The sequence below is a fragment of the Streptomyces sp. H39-S7 genome (genome assembly GCF_027158205.1).
Taxonomy (GTDB): Bacteria; Actinomycetota; Actinomycetes; order Streptomycetales; family Streptomycetaceae; genus Actinacidiphila.
This window is the reverse complement of the sequence record NZ_JAPVLU010000001.1, coordinates 46881-60519: the sequence shown is the minus strand read 5'-3', so window position 1 is coordinate 60519 and position 13639 is coordinate 46881. Positions and strand designations below refer to the sequence as shown.

14 protein-coding genes are annotated in these 13639 nt (G+C 68.1%); 4 read left to right on the top strand and 10 right to left on the bottom strand.

Going from position 1 to position 13639, the window contains the following annotated elements:
* Positions 1-31: 31 nt before the first annotated feature.
* Positions 32-2242, bottom strand: coding sequence for a bifunctional SulP family inorganic anion transporter/carbonic anhydrase (locus tag O3X23_RS00285; protein WP_269268926.1), 2211 nt, complete (start codon positions 2240-2242; stop codon positions 32-34).
* 246 nt (positions 2243-2488) lie between these two features.
* On the opposite strand from O3X23_RS00285, the gene O3X23_RS00280 reads away from it, so the two are divergent.
* Positions 2489-3784 carry a hypothetical protein gene (locus tag O3X23_RS00280; protein WP_269269206.1) on the top strand — a complete coding sequence of 432 codons (1296 nt, stop codon included), beginning with the start codon at positions 2489-2491 and terminating at the stop codon, positions 3782-3784.
* On the opposite strand, the gene O3X23_RS00275 is transcribed toward O3X23_RS00280, so the two are convergent.
* Positions 3777-4781 (bottom strand): ATP-binding protein, encoded by a 1005-nt coding sequence (locus tag O3X23_RS00275; protein ID WP_269268925.1) that lies wholly within the window; start codon positions 4779-4781, stop codon positions 3777-3779. The genes O3X23_RS00280 and O3X23_RS00275 overlap by 8 nt on opposite strands.
* Before the next feature lie 106 nt (positions 4782-4887).
* Between O3X23_RS00275 and O3X23_RS00270 the strand changes: the two genes are divergently transcribed.
* Positions 4888-5709 carry an oxidoreductase gene (locus tag O3X23_RS00270; RefSeq protein ID WP_269268924.1) on the top strand — a complete coding sequence of 274 codons (822 nt, stop codon included), beginning with the start codon at positions 4888-4890 and terminating at the stop codon, positions 5707-5709.
* 315 nt (positions 5710-6024) lie between these two features.
* Here O3X23_RS00270 and O3X23_RS00265 read toward each other — a convergent pair whose 3' ends face one another.
* Positions 6025-6858 carry an HAD family hydrolase gene (locus tag O3X23_RS00265; RefSeq protein ID WP_269268923.1) on the bottom strand — a complete coding sequence of 278 codons (834 nt, stop codon included), beginning with the start codon at positions 6856-6858 and terminating at the stop codon, positions 6025-6027.
* A 450-nt stretch (positions 6859-7308) separates the two neighbouring features.
* Here O3X23_RS00265 and ssd point away from each other — a divergent pair, with 450 nt between their 5' ends.
* Entirely contained in the window at positions 7309-8418 is a 1110-nt protein-coding gene (gene ssd / locus O3X23_RS00260; protein ID WP_269268922.1) for a septum site-determining protein Ssd, read from the top strand.
* Complete coding sequence (locus tag O3X23_RS00255; protein WP_443047646.1) at positions 8415-9491, top strand: TadA family conjugal transfer-associated ATPase; 1077 nt, start codon at positions 8415-8417, stop codon at positions 9489-9491. Before ssd ends, O3X23_RS00255 begins: the two co-directional genes overlap by 4 nt.
* Positions 9492-9924: 433 nt before the next feature.
* Here O3X23_RS00255 and O3X23_RS00250 read toward each other — a convergent pair whose 3' ends face one another.
* From O3X23_RS00250 to O3X23_RS44070, 7 genes are all read right to left on the bottom strand, one after another.
* The gene (locus tag O3X23_RS00250; RefSeq protein ID WP_269268921.1) at positions 9925-10164 is read right to left on the bottom strand and encodes a DUF7848 domain-containing protein; all 240 of its coding nucleotides are present in this window, start codon (positions 10162-10164) and stop codon (positions 9925-9927) included.
* 169 nt (positions 10165-10333) lie between these two features.
* Positions 10334-10540 (bottom strand): hypothetical protein, encoded by a 207-nt coding sequence (locus O3X23_RS00245; protein WP_269268920.1) that lies wholly within the window; start codon positions 10538-10540, stop codon positions 10334-10336.
* Between the two features lie 116 nt (positions 10541-10656).
* Positions 10657-11505, bottom strand: coding sequence for a helix-turn-helix domain-containing protein (locus O3X23_RS00240; RefSeq protein ID WP_269268919.1), 849 nt, complete (start codon positions 11503-11505; stop codon positions 10657-10659).
* A gap of 12 nt (positions 11506-11517) precedes the next feature.
* A complete protein-coding gene (locus tag O3X23_RS00235) occupies positions 11518-12036 on the bottom strand; it encodes a DUF6879 family protein (RefSeq protein ID WP_331283865.1) in 519 nt (172 codons plus the stop codon).
* Entirely contained in the window at positions 12017-12283 is a 267-nt protein-coding gene (locus O3X23_RS00230) for a hypothetical protein (protein WP_269268918.1), read from the bottom strand. The genes O3X23_RS00235 and O3X23_RS00230 overlap by 20 nt, the downstream gene beginning before the upstream one ends.
* A gap of 148 nt (positions 12284-12431) precedes the next feature.
* Positions 12432-13004, bottom strand: coding sequence for a hypothetical protein (locus O3X23_RS00225; protein ID WP_269268917.1), 573 nt, complete (start codon positions 13002-13004; stop codon positions 12432-12434).
* 257 nt (positions 13005-13261) lie between these two features.
* Complete coding sequence (locus O3X23_RS44070) at positions 13262-13489, bottom strand: HNH endonuclease (RefSeq protein WP_443047644.1); 228 nt, start codon at positions 13487-13489, stop codon at positions 13262-13264.
* Between the last annotated feature and the right edge of the window lie 150 nt (positions 13490-13639).

The window sequence follows — 13639 nt, the reverse complement described above, 5'->3', positions numbered from 1 at the left end:
GCCGCACGGTACCGGTCCGCGTCAGGCCGCGTCAGACCGCGTCCAGCACCTCCGGGTGCACCGCCGAGAACGCCCCCGTGGCGTGGTCCAGGACGTACGCCTGAGCCTCGGCGACATGGAAGTACATGCCCTGGAGCTGCAGCTTTCCCTCCGCGTAGCGGCGGGCCACACACGGATGGTCCAGCAGGTGCTCCAGTTGCTGCACCACGTTGGCCAGGCTCAGCCGCTCCAGGTCGTCGGCCGGCGCCCGATCCGTCAGCCCGGGGCCGCCGCGCGCCAGCCGCTCCAGGCTCGGCCGCCCGTGCCGCAGCCAGCGGGCCAGCGGGGTCTGGGCGCCGGGCGGGTGGTCGCTGCCGAGCAGCGCCTGCATGGCGCCGCAGCCGGAGTGCCCGCAGACCGTGATGCTGCCGACCTTCAGCACGTCCACCGCGTACTCGACGGCCGCGGCCACCGAGTCGCAGGAGCCGTCCGTTCCGGGCGGCGGCATCAGGTTCCCGATGTTGCGGACAGTGAAGAGGTCACCGGGCCCACTGGAGGTGATCATGCTGGTTACCAGTCGGGAATCGGCGCAGGTCAGGAAGAGCTGAGTGGGCCGCTGGCCCTCTCTCGCCAGCCGCGCCAGCTCGTCGCGCACCAGGGGCGCGGTGTGGCGCTGGAAGTTGCTGACGCCCCCGATCAGCTGGTTGCCCGCCGGGGTGGTGACGGTGGCGGCGCTCGGCCGGGTGCAGTGATGGTTGCGCCACGGCGTCCAGGGCCGGCAGGCGTGCGCGCTCCCCGGTTCGCTGACCGTCCGTCCGGTGCGGTCGCTGAGAGTGGCGCAGCCACCGCGGGCGCGGTGCCGGGCGCACCACGACTGCAGTGCCTCGTACGCCGCGTGGTCCATGAACGAGCCGTCCAGTTCGACGACGGTGTTCGCCCCGTCCGGCACCTGGGCGAAGGCCCGGGTGAGCCGGGGCACCGCGAGGAACGTCAACTGCCCTTGCGCGCGTACCCGGTAGCCGCCCGCCTCCTCCGAAACAGTGATACGTGTGCGAGTGAGGCGCCGCAGCGAGGTGAAGGCCGCGACCGCGATCCCGGCCACCACGCCCTCCAGCACGCCGAGGAGCACGACCCCGCCGATGGTGGCCGCGTACACCGGGAACTCCCGGTGTCGTCGGATGTGTTTGATGTGCGCGAAGCTCACCATCTTCACGCCGACGAGCAGCACCAGGACGGCGAGGGCGGCGAGCGGAATCAGGTCCAGCACACTGGCCAGCAGGCTCGCGCACAGCACCACCCACACGCCGTGCATCACGGTGGACCAGCGCGTCACGGCCCCGGCCCGGACGTTCGCCGAGCTGCGCATCGCACCGCCGGCCACCGGCAGGCCGCCGAGCAGCCCGGAGACCACGTTCGACGCGCCCTGGCCGAGCAGTTCGCGGTCGAGCCGCGCGGGTCTGGCCCGTCGGTCCGGGTACTCGGACTGCATCTTGTCGAGGGCGACCGCGGACAGCAGCGATTCCATGCTCGCGACGAGGGTGACGGTGACGACCGCGGCGAGCAGGCCGAGCCACGGGCCCTCCGGCAGCCGGGGCAGCCCCGGTGAGGTCCAGGACGGCAGATCGACGCGCGGCACGGTCAGCGCCAGACCCGCGGCCGTGGCGGCGGCGACCGCCGCCAGCGCCGCCGGAACCGCCCGCAGCGCGCGCACGGCTCTGTTCCTGGTCTTCCTGCCGGGCAGTCGGGGCCAGCCGACGAGGACGACGGCGGTGAGTGCGCCGATCCCCAGCGTGGCCGGGCTGGTGGCCGCCAACTGACGTGGCAGCGCACCGAGGTTGGCCAGGGCGGATCCCTGGGCGGTGCCGCCGAGGATGACGTGCAGTTGCCCGACGGCGATGGACACGCCGATCCCGGCGAGCATGCCGTGCACGATGGCGGGGCTCACCACGAGCGCCGCCCGTGCCACCCGCAGGGAGCCGAGGGCGACCTGGGCGAGGCCGGCGAGCACGGTGATGGCGCAGGTGGTGCGCCATCCGTAGCGTTGTACGAGTTCGGCGATGACGACCACGAGGCTGGTGGCAGCCCCGCTGACCTGCAATGGGGCCCCGCCGAGCAGCCCGGCGACGATACCGCCGACGGCTGCGGCGACCAGGCCGGACTGGAGGGGCGCGCCGGTGGCCAGGGCGATACCGAGCGACAGCGGCACGGCGATCAGAAAGACAGTGATCGAGGCGGACAGATCGGACCTGTGAGGCGTCTGCATGGTTCCCGTCTCCTTCAGGGCGGCGGGACGTGGTAGCCCTGTGTAACTGTATGGCTACTCTCAAGGGTCGGTAAAAGGAGAGTAATGCGGATATACGGTTCGATGAAGTCCGTAGATCCACTCGGACGGAGAATTGCTCCTATCGAGTGAATCGCGGAGCGGATTGGCCGGTCGTATCCGCCAAGGCGCAGTCATATGTCAGATTTTGCTATCGAATCCCTGCTCGCCCTTTGGATCGAGGTTCGTATGCATTCCCTGCGGAAGACCGGGGCCCTGGCTGCCCTGACTGCGTTGGCATTCGGCGTGGTGGGCTGCGGCGGCGGTTCGGAAGGAACGGGGCAGAGCAGCCGACAGCATGACGGCCCCGCCGCCGCCGTACAGAAGCCGCCGGCGCGGGTGATGAAACTGATCGGCGACGGCTCCACCGCCGAGACCGGGGCACAGCCCAACCAGCCGAGGTTCCGGCGGCTCGCGCCGGGCGAGAAGCCTCCGCAGTTCGTCGTCTTCTCCTGGGACGGAGCGGGGGAGGACAGCCAGAAGCTGTTCTCGCACTTCCGCGAGGTCGGCAGGGCGAACAAGGCGTCCATGACGTACTTCCTCAGCGGCGTCTACCTCCTGCCAGGTGACCACAAGCAGGTCTACGACCCGCCGCGGCACCCGCGCGGCGCCTCCGACATCGGCTTCACCGACCGCCAGGAGATGACCGCGACGCTGGAGCAGCTCCGGCTGGCCTGGCAGGACGGCAGCGAGATCGGCACCCACTTCAACGGCCACTTCTGCGGGTCGAACGGCGGGGTCGGCACCTGGTCGTCCGCGGAGTGGAAGAGCGAGATCGAACAGGCCGAGGGTTTCGTCAAGAACTGGCGGACGAACAGTGGCCTCACCCAGCTGGCCCCGCTGCCGTTCGACTACAGCAAGGAGCTGGTCGGCGGCCGTGCCCCCTGTCTGGAGGGTCAGCGGAACCTGATCCCGGCCGCCAAGGAGATGGGTTTCCGCTACGACGCCAGCTCGGTGGGCGGACGCCAGGTCTGGCCGTCGCAGATCGACGGCGTCTGGGACTTCCCGCTCCAGGAAGTACCGGTCCCCGGCCGCGCCTTCGAGACGCTGTCCATGGACTACAACTTCCTGGCCAACCAGTCCGGCACCACCAAGGGCGACCCGTCGAAGCACGAATACTGGGGCCACCAGATGGAGAGCGGCCTGGCCGCCGCCTTCGACCGCGCCTACTCGGGCAACCGGGCGCCGATGTTCGTCGGCAACCACTTCGAGTCCTGGAACGGCGGCGTCTACATGAAGGCCGTCGAGTCCACCATCAAGTCGGTGTGCCTCAAGGACGGCGTGCGGTGCGTGTCGTTCAAGCAGATGGCGGACTGGATGGACGCGCAGGATCCTGCGGTGCTCGCGAAGCTGCGCAAGCTGGACGTCGGGCAGGCGCCGAAGGAAGGCTGGGCGGCCTTCCTCGCGGCACCCGCCTCCGGAGCCGCTGGGCCCGGGCGCGGGTCGGCACCTGCCGCGGCCGGGCCCGGGTCGAACGTCAGGTAGTCGAGAGCGCGCCGGCCGCGGTCATCGACCCGGCCTCGCCGAGCACGAAGACGGGGTCGACCTGCGCCGCCAGGTCGGCACCCGTCTTCGCGTTGCCCCAGCTCTCCGCGTTCTTCAGATGGAAGTGCACCATCTGGCGGGTGTAGCGGTCCCAGTCGCGGGCTTCGTACGAGGCGTCTGCGGTCTCGTGCATGGTCCGCAGCGCGTGACGGTTGGCCTCCTCCAGCAGCGCGAAGCTCGGCGGACGGCCCTTCTCCATCGCGCGCACCCAGTCGGAGTGCCCGACGGTGGCCAGCAGGTCGTCCCCGGTCTCGTCGCGCAGGAACGCCAGGTCGTCGGCGCCCTGCACCTTGTTGCCGATGACGCGCAGCGCGACGCCGAAGTCGCGGGCGTACTCCTTGTACTGGCGGTAGACGGCGACGCCCTTGCGGGTCGGCTCGGCGACCAGGAACGTCATGTCGAACCGGGTGAACATCCCCGAGGCGAACGAGTCGCTGCCCGCCGTCATGTCCACGACGACGTACTCGTCACGGCCGTCGGTCAGGTGGTTCAGGCACAGTTCCACCGCCCCGACCTTGGAGTGGTAGCAGGCGACCCCGAGGTCGGACTCGCTGAACGGGCCGGTCGCCATCAACCGCACCTGCGCGCCGTCGTCCAGCGGGACGGTGCGCGCGCACGCGGCGTAGACCGGGTTCTCCTCCACGATCCGAAGCAGCCGTGAGCCGCTGCCCGGCGGAGTTGTCTTGATCATGGTCTCGACCGAGGTGATCCGCGGGTTGGCGCCCCGCAGATACTCCTTGATCTCCGGCAGGTGGGCGCCCATCGCGGGGAACGCGGCGGCCTCCTCCTCGTCCAGGCCGAGGGCCGGGCCGAGGTGCTGGTTGATGTCCGCGTCGACGGCGACGACGGGCACACGGATGTCCGCGAGGTGGCGGATGAACAGGGAGGACAGCGTGGTCTTGCCGCTGCCGCCCTTTCCAACGAAAGCGATCTTCATGTTCGCCAAGGGTAGTCGGACATCTACGGGCAGTGACGGTTTGGAGTGGGGAAGGCCACTCGATCGGGGTCCATCGGCGCGTTCCGCTGTGCGTAGGGTCGTACGCATGGGTACGAACGCTGATCCGCTCGCCATCCTCGGTTCCCTGCCCGGCGTGTCCGACGCGGTGGACGCCGTACGGCAGTCCGTGGACAAGGTCTACGGCCACCGTGTGATGCGCCGCCGGTCCGAAGAGGTGACGTCCGAGGCGGCGCTGCGCGGAGCGCGCGGTTCCGCCGCGCTGGCCGGTGCCGACTGGCCGCTGGAGGAGATGCGGCGGCGCAGCGACTTCTCCGCCGACGCCGAGGCCCACACGGTGGGTGCGGCGCTGCGGCTGACCGCCGAGGCCGGGCAGATGCTCAGCGTCTGGCGCCGTTCGCCGGTGCAGGCGCTGGCCCGGCTGCACCTGGTGGCGGCGGGCGGCGCCGCTCCGGACGACACCGTGGGCAGGCCGCGGCTGGCCGGCGAACCGGTCGACGAACCGCTGGTGGAATTCTCGCTTCCGGAGTCGGGAGAGGTGGCCGCCCGACTCGAGGGGCTGGCCGGTCTGCTGCGCACCGGGAGCGAGGCACCCGCGCTGGTCGTCGGCGCGGTGGTGCACGGGGAACTGCTGTCGCTGCGGCCCTTCGGCTCGTTCAACGGGCCGGTCGCGCGGGCGGCGGAGCGGATCGTGCTGGTCGGCAGCGGACTCGACCCCAAGTCGATCTGTCCCGCCGAGGTGGGCCACGCCGAACTCGGGCGGGCCGACTACCTCAAGGCGTTGGAGGGTTACGCGTCCGGAACGCCCGAGGGCATGGCCGCCTGGATCGGACACTGCGGGAAGGCGCTGGAACTCGGAGTGCGCGAGAGCGTCGCGGTCTGCGAGGCGCTGCAGCGCGGCGCGGCCTGAGGCGACCGGCTTCCACCAGGCCCGGAAAGGGTTGCGGCGGCACCCTGGGGTGCCGCCGCTGGCATGTCCGTCGCGTTACCATGCGTGCTCGAATTTTGCCGATCAGGTCAGGACTTTGCCCGTCACCTGGTACGGCTGGCCCGGTTAGCGGGTCGGCTGCGCGTGGGTGCCCGACTTCCATGCTGGGTCCGTGGGGCCGAATACTCTGCGGTCTTCCTCTCGGAAGTCCGTGGTCTCGCGGGCCTGTGAGTCCTTTCTACCGCCGCCGCGGCTGAAGTGGAACCCCTGAGCGCACTTCTTTACTTTTGCGTTCAATCAGGACAAAAGCGATGGACGTCGCCTCCGGGCCGCGTACCAGACCAGACCGGCGGTGGCGGCGGCCGCTCCGACCGCTGCGGCGGCGAGCACCGGACGCGGCGGCATCGACAGGGACGGGATCCGCTGGTTGAGCCGGACCGGCCGGTTGAAGGTGAGGATCGGCCACTCCTTGCCGGTCGCCTCCCGGCGCAGCCCGCGGTCCGGATTCACCGCGTACGGATGGCCGACGACCTCCAGCATGGGGATGTCGGTCACCGAATCGCTGTAGGCGAACGACCGTTCCAGGTCGTATCCCTCGGCGTCGGCGAGTTCGAGGATGGCCGCGGCCTTGGCCGGCCCGTAGACGTAGTGCTCGATCTCGCCCGTGTAGCAGCCGTCCGCGGCGACCATCCGGGTGGCGATCACATGGTCGGCGCCGAGCATCCGGCCGATGGGTTCGACGACCTCGGCTCCCGATGCGCTGACGATGACCACGTCGCGGCCGGCGGCGTGGTGCTCTTCGATGAGGGAGGCGGCCTCGTCGTAGATGATCGGGTCGATGAGGTCGTGCAGGGTCTCGGCCACGATCTCCCTGACCTGCTGCACGTTCCAGCCGCGGCACAGCTCGGAGAGGTATTTGCGCATCCCCTCCATCTGGTCGTGGTCGGCGCCGCCCACGAGGTACACGAACTGGGCGTACGCGGTGCGCAGCACGGCCCGTCGATTGATCAGGCCGCCCTGGTAGAAGGATCTGCTGAAGGCGAGGGTGCTCGACTTGGCGATCACGGTCTTGTCGAGGTCGAAGAATGCTGCGGTGCGCGGGGACAGGTGGTTTTCCACGAGCACGAGCATAAGCAACCACCATTCGGCGTAAGCTGAGGCGCGTGGGTTTGCCTGAGAAGGCTGTCGGGTACACCATGGAAGTCACGGATCGTTCGCGACCGTGCTAACCCGGTCTGGCTCCTCCCCCCCCGAGTCGGACTGTGGGGACGACCCCCGCTCTCCCCCCCGGCGGGGGTCGTCGCATGTCCGGATGTCTTTTCGGACCGACGTCCCGGTAGCTCTTCCTCCTTTTATGCGGTAGCTCCCGCTCCTCTTGTGCTGCCTCTATCCGGTTCGACGTGTCACGTTCCGTAATCGTTGCGCTCCGGTGGCGAACTCACCCGTTCGAGTGACGAAGTTATCCACAACCTCGGAGTTATCCACCGGTACTGACCAAGATCATCTGATTCGGCGGAACGGCCGGACTCTGTTCGCAGGCGATGCGCACCGTGCACGCCGGACGAACGAGGGGACAGAGCCGTGGCTGAATCCATCACACCCGACCGGAGCCCGGCGGCCGCAGAGGAGCCGGGCGGACCGCTGATCGTCACTCAGGACGAGGCACTGCTCGACGATCTGCTGCGGCTGTGCGCGGCGGCGGGCGCCGAACCGGAAGTGGCCTTCGGGGCCCCACCCCGCGCGGGCAGCTGGGAATCCGCGCCGCTGGTCCTCGTCGGCTCCGACGACACCACCCGGCTCCGCGGCGCCGCCCGGCGAAAAGGCGTGCTGCTCGTCGGCCGGGACCTGGACGACCAGGACGTATGGCGCAGAGCCGTCGACATCGGAGCCGATCATGTCCTTTTCCTTCCGGACGCCGAGTCCTGGCTGGTCGACCGGATCGCCGACGTGGCCGAGGGAGTCACCGAACCGGCCCTGACCATCGGCGTGGTGGGCGGCCGGGGCGGTGCCGGGGCCAGCACGCTGGCCTGCGCCCTCGCAGTCACCGCGGCCCGCGACGGCCGCCGCGCGATGCTCATTGACGGCGACCCCCTCGGCGGGGGCCTCGACATCCTGCTCGGCGCGGAGCGCGCCGGCGGGCTGCGCTGGCCCGACCTTGCGGACTCCCGGGGCCGCGTCAACAGCGGAGCGCTGGAGGAGTCGCTGCCGCGGCTGGACGCGCTGAGCGTCCTCAGCTGGGACCGCAGCGACTCGGTAGTCATCCCGCCGCAGGCCATGCGGTCCGTGCTGGGCGCCGCCCGGCGGCGCGGCGGGGTCGTCGTCGTGGACCTGCCCCGGCGGGTCGACGAGGCGGTCGCGGAATCGCTGGCCCACATCGACGTCGGACTCCTGGTCGTCCCGGCCGAGTTGCGCGCGGTTGCTGCGGCCACCCGGGTCGCCTCGGCCGTCAGCATGGTCCTGAAGGACCTGCGGGTGGTCGCCCGGGGGCCCTTCACCTCAGGACTCGGGGACGAGGAGATCGCCCGGCTCATCGGCCTGCCGCTGGCCGGCGAACTGCCGTCGGAACCCGACCTGGCGGAAGCACGGGAGGGCTGCCGGCCCCCGGGCGCGAGCGGACGCGGGCCGCTGGCCCGCTTCTGCTCCGCCTTCCTGTCCCAGGCTCTGCCCAGTGGCGGGAGCGTGCCGGTATGAGCGCGGAACCGAGGGCGGCGCTCCTGGACGCCGTCAGACTCCGCCTCGCGGAGTACAGCGGGGACCCGACGCCCAGCAGGGTCGCGGCCGCGCTGCGGGCCGAAGGACGGCTGCTGGGTGACACCGAAGTGCTCGGAGTCGTCACCGCGCTGCGCTCCGAAATGGTCGGCGCGGGCCCGCTGGAGCCGCTCCTCGCGGATCCGGACGTCACCGACGTGCTCGTCAACGGGCCGGACGAGGTGTGGGTCGACCGCGGGCACGGCCTGGAGCGCAGCGACGTCGGTTTCGCCGACGCCGCCGCCGTGCGCAGGCTCGCCCAACGGCTCGCGACCACCGCCGGCCGGCGGCTGGACGACGCGCGGCCGTGGGTCGACGCCCGGCTTCCGGACGGCACCCGGCTGCACGCCGTACTGCCGCCCGTCGTCGTCGGCTCACCGTGCCTGTCGCTGCGCGTGGTGCGGGCCCGCGCCTTCGCCCTGGACGAGCTCATCGCCGCCGGCACCATGGACGCGGAGACCGCACGGCTGCTGCGGGCCGTCCTCGACGCCCGGCTCTCCTTCATGATCAGCGGCGGCACGGGCACCGGGAAGACCACCCTGCTCAGCTGCCTGTTGGGCCTGGTGGAACCGGATCTGCGCATCGTGCTCGCCGAGGACTCCGCGGAACTGCGGCCCGACCACCCGCACGTCGTCCGCCTGGAGACCCGCCCGGCCAATCAGGAGGGCGCGGGTCTGGTGGAGCTGCGGGACCTGGTGCGCCAGGCCCTTCGGATGCGCCCGGACCGACTGGTGGTCGGCGAGGTCCGCGGACCGGAGGTCACCGAGCTGCTCGCCGCGCTCAACACCGGCCATGAAGGCGGGTGCCTGGCGCAACCGTACATGGGCTGCCTCAGGCACGGGCGGCGCTTCGCACCCTCGATGACGCACCGTTACCGGGTCAGGAACCAGGTTACGACGGCACCGCCGGACGAGAGCAGCGCGGTCGCCAGCTTGTACGGCGCCCGTTGCATCGTCAGCCGAACTCCGCCAATACGCAGATCTAGGAACACCGATTTGATCTTCCGTGCCCGATAGTTGCTGGTCACTACTGCCTCCGGCCTGGACCGTCTGTCGTGACGACGCCAACGTCCTAGGCGCCAGAACCTACGGTACCGTAAGTTACGGCACCGTAGGTAGGAAGACGGCAGTGCTCGTGGAGGTCCGAAGGGCTCAACCACTCGCCAGTTTGGGGTAGTTGACCAAGAGGATCAACCCAGACCATGCGCGGCTGGGGGAGCACGCGGGCGGGGCGGTCTCGTCCTCACGTACTGCGACCCTCGGCCAGCGGCAGGGCTCGGAGGTCACGCGTTGCTCAGGCACTCGGGGCACGTGACAGCGCGCTGCCACTGAACAACCTCTCCGGCCGCCCCACACGTGGGCGTGGTGCCCCGGAGCCGGTGAATGGTCATCAGGCAGTCCCCGGCGGTCGCCGTGACCTCTTGGACAGGTGCCAAGATTTCCTGGTCAGTCACAGCCACTCCCTTGGTTCGAAGCGGTAGGAGCGCGCGATGTGCTCTCGATAGGTTGGGTGGCTGGGGTTGGCCTTGAAATGATCGGCGGCCCACTCGGTGCCGTCTTTGGCTTCCTCGGCCCCGTCGCTGCTCTGCCCGCACCCTTTGCACTCCATGGCGTACAACGTGGGGTCCGCCTCGGCCGTCTCGTCCGCTGTCAGTGCGTGAGCGCGAAAACGGTAGGTAGCGCGCGTCACGAGGTCTCCTCGGTGCAGGGGCGCGGAGGGGGAACGACCGTACTGCCGCACTGTGCCCGCCTAGCGGCCTGAGAGACCACACACGACCCCTCGGGCGCTTCTATAAGGCTGACGAGCTCCGGGGCAGGTAAGGCGCTCTGTCGGTCACTCAGGCGCTTTGCGGGCGCACTCACTGGATTTCGACCCCTCCCGCGCCGATCCACTCGGCCACGCGCGACAGCTTGGGCGTGCCATGGGGGTGATTGTTGATCTCCATCAACACATCGCGGTCACGCCTTTCGTCCCACTCCTTGGCCAGAGCAGCGCACACGTCACAGCCGGGGGCCACCTTCGCCCGCATCTCGGGCCAAAGGGTCGAAACGATCTCTCTCGTCATGGTTTCGCCGTCCGTCCCAGTAGAACGCGCCATCGTCGCCGCGTGGCCCGATTGACCACCACGGTAGGGAGGGCATCGCCCCAACTCCCAGCGCCGTGCACGAGGTTGCACGCGAGTTATGCGAGGGCATCTGTGGCCGACGTGATCAGCGCACGGGCGGACGAACCGTAGACGGCCAGTGCTGCCAATTCCGCGAATGCCTCGGCGTACATGACAATCTCGCTCGGCTGGGTAATGGTGAGGTAGCCGGAGATCAATTCGACGTTGACTTGTGCTGTGTCGTAGATCCAAAAGCCCTCGGCCGGCCAGCGTTCCCGATCCGGGCTCATAGGAACAACTCCCAGACTGACGTTTGGGAGTGAGGCAACAGAGATCAGGTGGCCAAGCTGTCCGGTCATGACTTCAGCGCCGCCGATTCCAGCCCGCAACACCGACTCCTCAACAAGGAAAGCGAACCGTCGGTCACCCTCGTACAGGACCCGCTGACGCTCCACACGCGCGGCTACAGCGCCTGCCACATCGTCCACCAGGCCGCGCCGTCGCTGGATCGCTTGGAGTGCTGCCGTGGTGTACGGCTGCGTCTGAATCATTCCCGGCACAAGCCACGACGAGTACGAGCGGAAACGGCGAGTTCGCTGGTAGAGCGGCAAGCGTGCTTCCTGCGCTGACTTAAGCCCAGCCCGCTCCATTCGACGCCAGCCAACCCACATGCCCTCGGCTGTCCGCAGCATGGCAATCAGATCTTCTGTCTGTTCCTCGGCTCCGCACGCTTTGCACCATGCCCGAATGTCGTCAGCGGACGGGGGCGTGCGGGCGTTCATGATCCGGGACGACTTGGAGCGGCTCCAGTCGCAGCGCTCCGCTAGGTCGAGCCCGGACAGGCCAGCATCCCGGCAGAGTTCCGCGAGACGATCCGCGAGAGCCTGCCGGGCCTGCTGGGCACTGGATGACGCAGAAAGAGCCATGGCGCGTGATCGTCAGGCAGGCCGGTATTCCGCGTGGGGAATGGCTCGCGCCCACGCTGCTTCGTAAGCCGTCGAGTACAGCGCACCCAACTCCTGATCGTGGTGGACCTCCATGCGCGCTCCGGTCCACTGACCCTCTCCGCTGAAGTGGTGCAGGATCACGGTTTCCTCGTCCACGACCCAACCGTCCAGCGCGGGGAGCAGGAGGCCACGCGCGTTCGAGCGGGGCAACCAACGCACGTCTTCGCCTGCTGCGACGTTCGTAAAGGTGCCGTCGTACTCGTACCGCACATAGTCGCTCAGCGGCTCGGAGACGACGCGTAGGCGGCGTATGTGAACCCCTCGGCCGGTCGTCTCAGCCACCACATCCAGCCATGAGCGCCACCAAGACTCGCGGTTGTCCGGGTCGTACCGATGTCCCTCCTGCCAGCGGATGAACTCCGGATCATCCCGCATGTAGCTGTCCCGCATCTCAAGGTGCGTTGCCGAGTGCTGCGCCTTGGCGAGTGCTTCACGTACCGCTGTTGCCACCGTTGGCCTCACTGTCCGGGCGGGGGATGAACTGAAGCATGTTGGCGGGAAGCCGGATCACGCTCTCGTGGTCCGGAACATCGGACGAGTGGCCCGGTACCGAGCCGACTTCCTGAGCCTGTCGGAGGGTCTCGGCGTCCGCCGTCCATGACTGAATGATCAGGTCGCCGGTCGTGTCGTCCAGCCAGATCGTGGGAGATCCGTCGTCCGGGGTGTTGGGCCAAATCCCCAGGAACTTTAGGGCCATTGGGCACTCCTCTGCCGAGTCGGTTGCACGTCCGTGCACGAGGGTCACCCCTACGCGTGATCAGTGCAAGAGGGCAGGCTAGGACGCGCAGAGACCCTGCCCCATGCCCAGCGCTTCCCCAGCCCCTCGGGCTTCGCGACGCCTTTGGTCAGCGCCGCCTAACTGTCAGACCGGGCAATTCGGTTCCGTCGTCGTCGAGTGCAGCGCTGGCAACTTCGGCGAATTGTTTGACCTCGTCAAAAAGAGCGTAGGCCAATTCATCTAGGATGCCCATGGCGTTCTCGTAAACGGCTATCGGCTCCCCTTCATCTTGCTGATCGCTGTCAGCTACTTCGTACCCAAATTCGCGAGTACGGGTCATTTGCCGAACGACTGAGAAGCAGCGATCTCGAACTTCCGAGCCGGCTGCGATTACAGAATTCGGGCCTATAAGACTCAGGTCGATCCAGTGTTCCGAAATTTTCTTTCTGATGGTGCGCTCTTCGTCCGCTGTTGTGTCCTCGTAGCCGTCATTCTCCACTACCCGATCCGTGAGATCCACGGCCATCTTCATAAATGACTTGTAGGTGTCGCTGCGTGGTTGATGTCTGTCTTTTATGTATTGGGACCTAGCCGATATGCGAGCACCTTCGCGCTGCGCCCAACCTGAAACTATGGCAGCTCCGATGGTGGCCAATGACCCCAAAAGTGTTCCAAGTAGTGCTGCTGCTACTGCGACCATAAGCCAATAGTGGGGCATCCAGTATCCATGTGTCCATAGTAGAAGCAGAAACACTGCCCTCGGTCGATGATGCCTCAATATGGACGATAGAAGGGGTCGCACTTACCGGGGGTTTTCCGGGGCTTCGATGGTGCTTCACCTAAGTTAGGCGTGCTCTAAGTTACTCATTCTGGGATGATCTAAGGTGCGGCGGAGCGGCATCCCCGCAGGTCGGCGCGGCAATAGGAAGCCAAGCTCACCTAAAAATGGCGTCACACTCAGGGCGCGTGTTTAGAGCTAGGACTGGGATCGCTAGAAGGCATACCTCCTGAACTTTTGACCCGGTTACCCCGCTGGACTCGTGCGCGAATCTCTTCCGCTGTCTTCGTGCGGTGATCTGCCCTACAAAGAGGCCGCACATTGCTGTCAATATCTCGACCGCCAACTGAGAGCGGAACCCTGTGATCAACGTCAAGGTCACTGGCCAGAAAAACCCGATGACACATTGCGCATGGTGCCTCCCCTGCCGAATTGACGGAGCGCCGTAGCCGAGCCTGTGCACCATCGCCAGTTGCCAGCCGAGCACGCCGGACCAGCCGCCGGTTAAGGTTGCGCATTGCCTCACGCTGCCCGTCGTGCAGCGGGCATCTAGGTTT